We start from the raw sequence: 6,416 nt of genomic DNA on the forward strand, positions 1-6,416 counted from the left end.
AGCCGTCGCTTGCCTTCCTTCATCACTCAAGGCGGAGGCCGATGTCGAACGCAATCATCCCCTTGTTGCTGGATAGCCTCGCCAGCGCCGCGTTGATCTTCTTCGCGGCGGTTGGCCTGACGCTGGTGTTCAGCGTGCTGCGTGTCCTCAACGTGGCGCATGGCAGCCTCTATTCGATCGGCGGCTATGTCGCGGCGTCGGTCTGCCTGTTCATCGCGAGCCGGCAGCTCAACCCGTATCTGTCGTTCGCGGCGTTGCTGTTCAGCGCGGTCTGCGTTGCGGCGATCTTCGGTCCGTTGATCGAGCGCAGCCTGATCCGCTGGACCTACGGCAAGTCGGAAGCGGTCCAGATCCTGATTACCTTCGGCCTCTTCCTGATCCTGGAGGATCTGCAGCGCATGATCTTCGGCGTGCAGTCCTTCTACGAGGATGCGCCGATGCGATTGCTCGGCACGTCGACGATTGGCGGGGTCGTTTACCTCAACTACCAGATCCTGCTGATCGGGATGGCGCTGCTCGTCGTGATCGGCCTGCGGCTCCTGATCAACCACACCCGGCTGGGGCGCCTGATCACGGCTGTCGTGACCGATCGGGAGATGGCGCAGTCGATCGGCATCGACACCAACCGGATCTTCATCCTGGCGTTCTCGCTCGGGGTGTTCCTCGCGGCCCTCGGAGGCGCCCTGGCGACACCGACCTCCGGGATCGCGCCGGGGCTCGGCGCCGACACCATGGTGCTCGCCTTTGCAGTGGCGGCGATCGGCGGCCTCGGCCAGATCGAGGGTGCCGCGGTGGCATCGCTGATCGTTGGTCTGGCGCGCGTGCTTGCGATCTATCTCGCGCCATCGCTCGATGCGGTGGCGCCCTATGCGGCGATGCTGATCGTTCTCCTGATCCGGCCCTATGGCCTGTTCGGGTCGGTCACGGCGCGGAGGATCTGAATGCGCATCATCCTTGCCGCCGCCGCGGTCGTCGTTCTCGCCGCGCTTCCTCTGCTTGCGCCCTGGCTGCAATTCGTGCTGACGCTGGCGATCGCCAAGGGCTTTGCCGCGCTTGGCGTTGCCGTGCTGCTCCGCGCCGGATTGATCTCGATCGGTCATGCCATGTTCTTTGCCGCGAGCGCCTATGGCGTCGCGTTCCTGGCGCGGGCCGGGATCAACGATTTCGGGGTGCTGCTGATCCTTTCGGTCTTGTCCGCGGCGCTGGTCGGCGCCATCGCCGGATCGTTCCTCGTCCGCTATCGCGCGATCTTCTTCGCGATGCTGAACCTTGCTGTCTCGATGGTGTTCTACGCGCTGTGCGCCAAGCTCTACGGCGTGACCGGTGGGACCGACGGCATGGCCGTTCCGATTCCCGGCATCTTCGGCATGGTAGTGGCCGAGCCGGTCTTCAAGAACATCCTGTTCTATCTCAGCCTGGCGCTGATGGTGCTCGTCGGGCTGGCCGTCCAGCGCTACCTGAACAGTCCGTTGGGGCATGCGCTCTCGGCCGTTCACACCAACGAGATCCGGCTTGAATATCTCGGCATTCCGGTCTGGGCGGTGCTCCTGATCGCCTACGTCATTTCCGCGGCGCTAGCCGGACTTGGCGGCGCGATTGCGGGCTTTGCGATCGGTCGTGTGGTGCCCGACTTCGCGTTCTGGACCGCGTCCGGCCATCTCGTGCTGGTTGCGGTGCTCGGCGGGATCGGCGGCGTGCCCGGCGCGTTCCTCGGCGCGCTGTTCCTGGAGTTGCTGCACAGCGCCGCCGTCACCGTGACCGACGCCTGGAACCTGATCGTCGGTGTGGCCCTGATCGCTGTGATCATGTTCATGCCGCAGGGGTTCTATGGCTTGTTCTCGCGCAAGGAGGCGTCGAGCCTATGAGGCGTCCGATCCTTGAGGCCAAGGAGCTTCACGTCGCATTCAACGGGGTCAAGGCTGCCGACGGCGTGAGCATTTCGATTCACGACGGCGAGTTTCTCGCCATCATCGGGCCGAACGGCTCGGGCAAGACCACCCTGCTCAACATCTGCACCGGCTATATCCGGCCGCGGTCGGGCAGTGTGCAGCTCGACGGTGAGGACATCACCCGACTGTCGCCGCGCGCCATCGCGCGCCGCGGCGTGGCGCGCGCCTTCCAGATTCCGCAGCTGTTCTCCGCGCAGCGCGTCATCGACAACATGATGCTGGCGCTCGCCGCCAAGGACGGTCTGTGGAGCGCGGTCCGCCCGCTCGAGACCGCAAGCCGGCGCGAGGAGGCGGAGGCATTGCTCGACCTGGTCGGGCTCGCCGGCGACAGCGAGCGGATCAGCAGCACCTTGCCGGAGGGGCATCGCAAGCTGCTCGACATCGCGGTCGCGCTGGCGCTCAAGCCGCGGCTCCTGCTGCTGGACGAGCCGACCAGCGGCGTCAGCGCGCTGGAACGCTTCCCGCTGATGGAGGCCTTGATGGGGGCGCTGCGCCAACGCCGGATCACGGCACTGTTCGTCGAACACGACATGGATGTGGTCGCCCGCTATGCGAGCCGCGTGCTGGTCTGGAACGCCGGCAACATCATGGCCCAGGGCCGGCCGGAAGAGGTTTTCAACAATGCGCAGGTCCGCGAACGCGTCGTGGGGGTGGCGTAAATGCTGAGCCTCGACAAGGTCAGTGTCTCGATCGAAGGCGTCCGCGTGCTGCGCGGCGTCAGCTGCGACATCGTCGAACGCAAGACGACAGTGCTGATCGGCCGCAACGGCGCCGGAAAGACCACCACGCTGCGCGCGATCATGGGACTGCTTCCCCTCGACGGCGGCGTCATCCGTCTCGACGCGGATGACCTCGGCCGCTCGCACGCCCACCATCGCGCGCGCGCCGGGATCGGCTACGCGCCCGAGGATCGCCGCCTCGTTCCGGAATTGAGCGTCGAGGAAAACATCCGCCTCCCGGCGCTGGCGCTCAAACTCGACCAGAGCGAGATCGCGCGCAGACTTGACGAGGTCTATGGCCTGCTGCCCGAAGTGCAGGTCATGCGGGCGAGGCCGGCAGGCGGCGTCTCGGGCGGGCAGGGCAAGATGGTCGCGCTCGGCCGGGCGCTCATGGTCGCGCGCAAGGTGCTGCTGCTCGACGAACCGTTCCAGGGCCTGGCGCCGGCGCTCGCGCTCGACTACGCGCGCACGCTTGGCGAGCTGCGCAAGCGCCGCCCCGAGCTTGCCTTGCTGATCACCGAATCCTCGCCCGCGCTGCTCGACCGGATCGCCGACCGGACGCTGCAGATCGAGCGCGGCGAAATCCTCGCGACCCCGACCAAGGATGAGAAGACCCATGTTCATGCAGTTTGACCGTATTGCGAAGGACCGGACCGATCATGTCGGCGTCGAGATCGACAGCCTCGTGATCGCCGGCTGGGCCGGCAGGGACGCCGCCGCCATCGAGCACCACATCGAGGAGCTTGCCGCCCTCGGCATTCCGCGGCCCTCGACGACGCCGCTCTACTACCGCGTCGCCGCGCAGACATTGACGCAAGCGAGCCAGTTGACCGTGCTTGGGCCCGACAGCTCCGGCGAGGTGGAGCCGGTCGTTGTCGCGATGGCCGACGGGCTCTGGATCGGGATCGGATCCGACCATACCGACCGCAAGGCGGAGGCGTCGGGCATTGCGCTGTCGAAGCAGCTCTGCGGCAAGCCGGTCGGTGCGCAGCTGTGGTCCTATGCGGACGTCGAAGGGCATTGGGACCAGCTGATGCTGCGCTCGTGGGCGACGATCGATGGCAAGCGCGTGCTCTACCAAGAGAGCGCAGTCTCCTCGCTGCGGACACCGCGCGACCTCATTCGCCGCTACGCCGGCGCCGATACGCTCGCGGCCGGCACGCTGATGTTCTGCGGCACGCCCGGCGCGATCGGCGGCATCCGGCCGGGGACGCGGTTCGAGATGGAGCTTGCGGATCCCGTCCTCAACCGCGCGCTCGCCCATGGTTACGACGTCGCGGTGCTGCCGGTCATTTCCTGATCGCCGCAGCCGACAGGCCGGATCGGCGGTCACGCGGGCCCGCTCCGCAGACCGAGGTGATCGAACAGGTTCATCGGGATCGGAAAGACCACGGTCGAGGACTTTTCGCCCGCGATATCATGCAGCGCCGCAAAGTAACGGAGTTGCATCGCCTGCGGTTCCTGGGCGAGGGTGCGTCCGGCCTCGACGAGCTTCTCGGCTGCCTGCTGCTCGCCCATCGCATTGATCACCTTGGCGCGCCGCAGCCGCTCGGCCTCGGCCTGCTTGGCGATCGCACGCACCATGGTTTCATTGAGATCGATATCCTTGATCTCGATTGCGGTAACCTTGATGCCCCAGACGTCGGTCTGCTTGTCGAGGGTCTCCTGGATGTCCGCGTTCAGTTTGTCACGTTCGGCGAGCATCTCGTCGAGCTCGTGCTTGCCGAGCACCGAGCGCAGCGTGGTCTGCGCGAGCTGGCTGGTCGCGGCCATGTAGTCGCCGACCTTGATGATGGCGCGCTCGGGGTCGACGATCCGGAAGTAGAGCACGGCATTGACCTTGACCGAGACGTTGTCGCGCGAGATCACGTCCTGCGGCGGCACGACCTGCACCATCACCCTGAGATCGACCTTGACGAGCTGCTGCACGACCGGAATGAGGATGATGAGGCCCGGGCCCTTCACGCCGGTGAAGCGGCCGAGCGTGAAGACGACGCCGCGCTCATATTCCCGCAGCACGCGGATGGCCTGCGTCAGGAAGATGATGACGAGCAGCGCCAGCGCCGCATAGGTCAGATAGTCAAGCATCATGATGAACCTCCCTCGCTGGTGGCGACCGGCATGCGCCGCACCACCAGCGTCAAATCGACGATGTTGGAGACCTCGACCATCTCGCCGGGCCTAAAGGTTTCGACGCCACGCGCTTGCCAGCGTTCACCATGCGCAAAGACGTGTCCTTCGTTCTCGTTCCAGTCGAGGACCTCTGCAGCCAGGCCGCGCATCGCCTGCGCGCCGACCTTCGGCGGACCCGAGCGGGCACGCCTGATCGAGCCGAGCACGACAAGGATAAAACCGGAGAACAGTGCCGCAACGATGCCGATGACCGACCACGACAGCCGGTAGCCGGGCGCCTCGACCCTGAACAGCATCACCGCGCCCAGTACGAAGGCCACGATTCCGCCGAGGCCGATCACGACGGTTGGGTTGAAGGCCTCGATTGTGAGGAGTGCGATCCCGACCACCATCATGGCGAGGCCGGCATAATTGATCGGCAGCAGATTGAGCGCGTAGAGGCCGAGCAGCAGGCAGATCGTGCCGACAACCCCCGGGGCGACTGCGCCGGGTGACATGAATTCGAAGATCAATCCGTAGATGCCGACCATCAGCAGGACGAACGCGACGTTGGGATCGGTGATGACAGCCAGGAATCGGGAGGTCCATCCGGGATCGATGGCCTCCACAACGCCATCCTTTGTCACGAGGCGTTGCGTCTTGCCGCCGGCAACCTCCACCACGCGGCCGTCGACCTGCTTCAGCAATTCGGCCGGGTCGCGTGCGATGAACTCGATGACACTTGCCTGCAACGCGGCGTTGGCGGAAAGGGTCGCGGCCTCGCGCACCGCCTTCTCGGCCCAATCGGCGTTGCGATTGCGCAGCTCAGCGAGACTGCGGATGAGGGCGACTGCATCATTCGTTGCCTTTGCCGACATCACATCCTTCGGCTCGGCCGGACGATCGCCCTCCTTCTTGTCCTTTGCCTCCTTGTCCGGCGTGCCGGTCGGCAGGCCGGGGATCGGGCCGCCGATCTGCACCGGCGTGGCCGCGCCGATGTTGGTGCCTGGCGCCATCGCAGCGATATGCGTCGCGTAGAGGATGTAGGTGCCGGCGCTCGCCGCATGCGCCCCGGAGGGCGCGACGTATCCGACGACGGGAACGGGCGAGGCGAGCACATCGGCGATGATCTCGCGCATGCTGGAGTTGAGCCCGCCCGGTGTGTTCAGCCGGAGAATGACGATCTCGGCGCGTCGTTCGCTTGCCTTCGCCAGGGCTTCTTTGACGTAACTTGCCGATGCCGGTCCTATGGCGCCGTCCACCGAGATGGTCAGGGCAAGGCTGCCTTTCTCCTCCGCCGAGCCGGGAAGGAGGGAGACAACCAGCGCGGCGATCCCAATCGCCGCAACGAGGGCCGCCTTTACGATCTGCACGGCAAGCACTCCCTTAGCCGAACACATGGGGTTCCCTGCTGGAACATCAATGCCCCTGGGCGGGCATCGGCGTGTCCCATCCCGCCGTTGTGCAATGCGATGCATCTCTTGCTCGACCCGCCGGTGGCCGTCGTGCTTCGAGACGGCCGCTGCGCGGCCTCCACAGCATGACGGGGATCGGCTTGAATGCGCGGCTCTTCCCACGTCATTGCGAGGAGCTCGCGACAAAATTGCAAAGCAATTTTGCGCTGAAGCGACGAAGC

Annotated in this window: 7 protein-coding genes; 5 read left to right on the plus strand and 2 right to left on the minus strand. The window is 65.8% G+C overall.

What is annotated here, in order from left to right; translation table 11 throughout:
* Positions 1 to 41: 41 nt before the first annotated feature.
* Genes ACFFWD_RS41445 through ACFFWD_RS41465 form a run of 5 tightly spaced genes read left to right on the plus strand, consistent with a single transcriptional unit; the run spans position 42 to position 3,968 of the window.
* On the plus strand, positions 42 to 941 hold the full coding sequence (locus ACFFWD_RS41445) for a branched-chain amino acid ABC transporter permease (RefSeq protein WP_376975169.1): 900 nt from the start codon (positions 42 to 44) through the stop codon (positions 939 to 941).
* On the plus strand, positions 942 to 1,865 hold the full coding sequence (locus tag ACFFWD_RS41450; protein ID WP_376975170.1) for a branched-chain amino acid ABC transporter permease: 924 nt from the start codon (positions 942 to 944) through the stop codon (positions 1,863 to 1,865).
* On the plus strand, positions 1,862 to 2,608 hold the full coding sequence (locus tag ACFFWD_RS41455; protein ID WP_376975171.1) for an ABC transporter ATP-binding protein: 747 nt from the start codon (positions 1,862 to 1,864) through the stop codon (positions 2,606 to 2,608). Before ACFFWD_RS41450 ends, ACFFWD_RS41455 begins: the two co-directional genes overlap by 4 nt.
* Positions 2,609 to 3,301: an ABC transporter ATP-binding protein gene (locus ACFFWD_RS41460; protein WP_376975172.1), complete on the plus strand. Its 693-nt coding sequence runs from the start codon at positions 2,609 to 2,611 to the stop codon at positions 3,299 to 3,301.
* On the plus strand, positions 3,285 to 3,968 hold the full coding sequence (locus ACFFWD_RS41465; RefSeq protein ID WP_376975173.1) for a DUF2848 domain-containing protein: 684 nt from the start codon (positions 3,285 to 3,287) through the stop codon (positions 3,966 to 3,968). The genes ACFFWD_RS41460 and ACFFWD_RS41465 overlap by 17 nt, the downstream gene beginning before the upstream one ends.
* A gap of 29 nt (positions 3,969 to 3,997) precedes the next feature.
* On the opposite strand, the gene ACFFWD_RS41470 is transcribed toward ACFFWD_RS41465, so the two are convergent.
* Complete coding sequence (locus ACFFWD_RS41470; RefSeq protein WP_376975174.1) at positions 3,998 to 4,759, minus strand: slipin family protein; 762 nt, start codon at positions 4,757 to 4,759, stop codon at positions 3,998 to 4,000.
* Entirely contained in the window at positions 4,756 to 6,153 is a 1,398-nt protein-coding gene (locus ACFFWD_RS41475) for an NfeD family protein (RefSeq protein ID WP_376975175.1), read from the minus strand. Before ACFFWD_RS41475 ends, ACFFWD_RS41470 begins: the two co-directional genes overlap by 4 nt.
* Positions 6,154 to 6,416: the final 263 nt, after the last annotated feature.

Source organism: Bradyrhizobium erythrophlei, from assembly GCF_042430365.1.
Taxonomy (GTDB): domain Bacteria; phylum Pseudomonadota; class Alphaproteobacteria; order Rhizobiales; family Xanthobacteraceae; genus Bradyrhizobium; species Bradyrhizobium erythrophlei.

Excerpts from the sequence above, each read along its gene's own strand:
- ACFFWD_RS41445 (WP_376975169.1), top strand. The coding sequence starts at position 42 with ATGTCGAACGCAATCATCCCCTTGTTGCTGGATAGCCTCGCCAGCGCC.
- ACFFWD_RS41460 (WP_376975172.1), top strand. The coding sequence starts at position 2,609 with ATGCTGAGCCTCGACAAGGTCAGTGTCTCGATCGAAGGCGTCCGCGTG.
- ACFFWD_RS41455 (WP_376975171.1), top strand. The coding sequence starts at position 1,862 with ATGAGGCGTCCGATCCTTGAGGCCAAGGAGCTTCACGTCGCATTCAAC.
- ACFFWD_RS41450 (WP_376975170.1), top strand. The coding sequence starts at position 942 with ATGCGCATCATCCTTGCCGCCGCCGCGGTCGTCGTTCTCGCCGCGCTT.
- ACFFWD_RS41470 (WP_376975174.1), bottom strand. The coding sequence starts at position 4,759 with ATGATGCTTGACTATCTGACCTATGCGGCGCTGGCGCTGCTCGTCATC.
- ACFFWD_RS41465 (WP_376975173.1), top strand. The coding sequence starts at position 3,285 with ATGTTCATGCAGTTTGACCGTATTGCGAAGGACCGGACCGATCATGTC.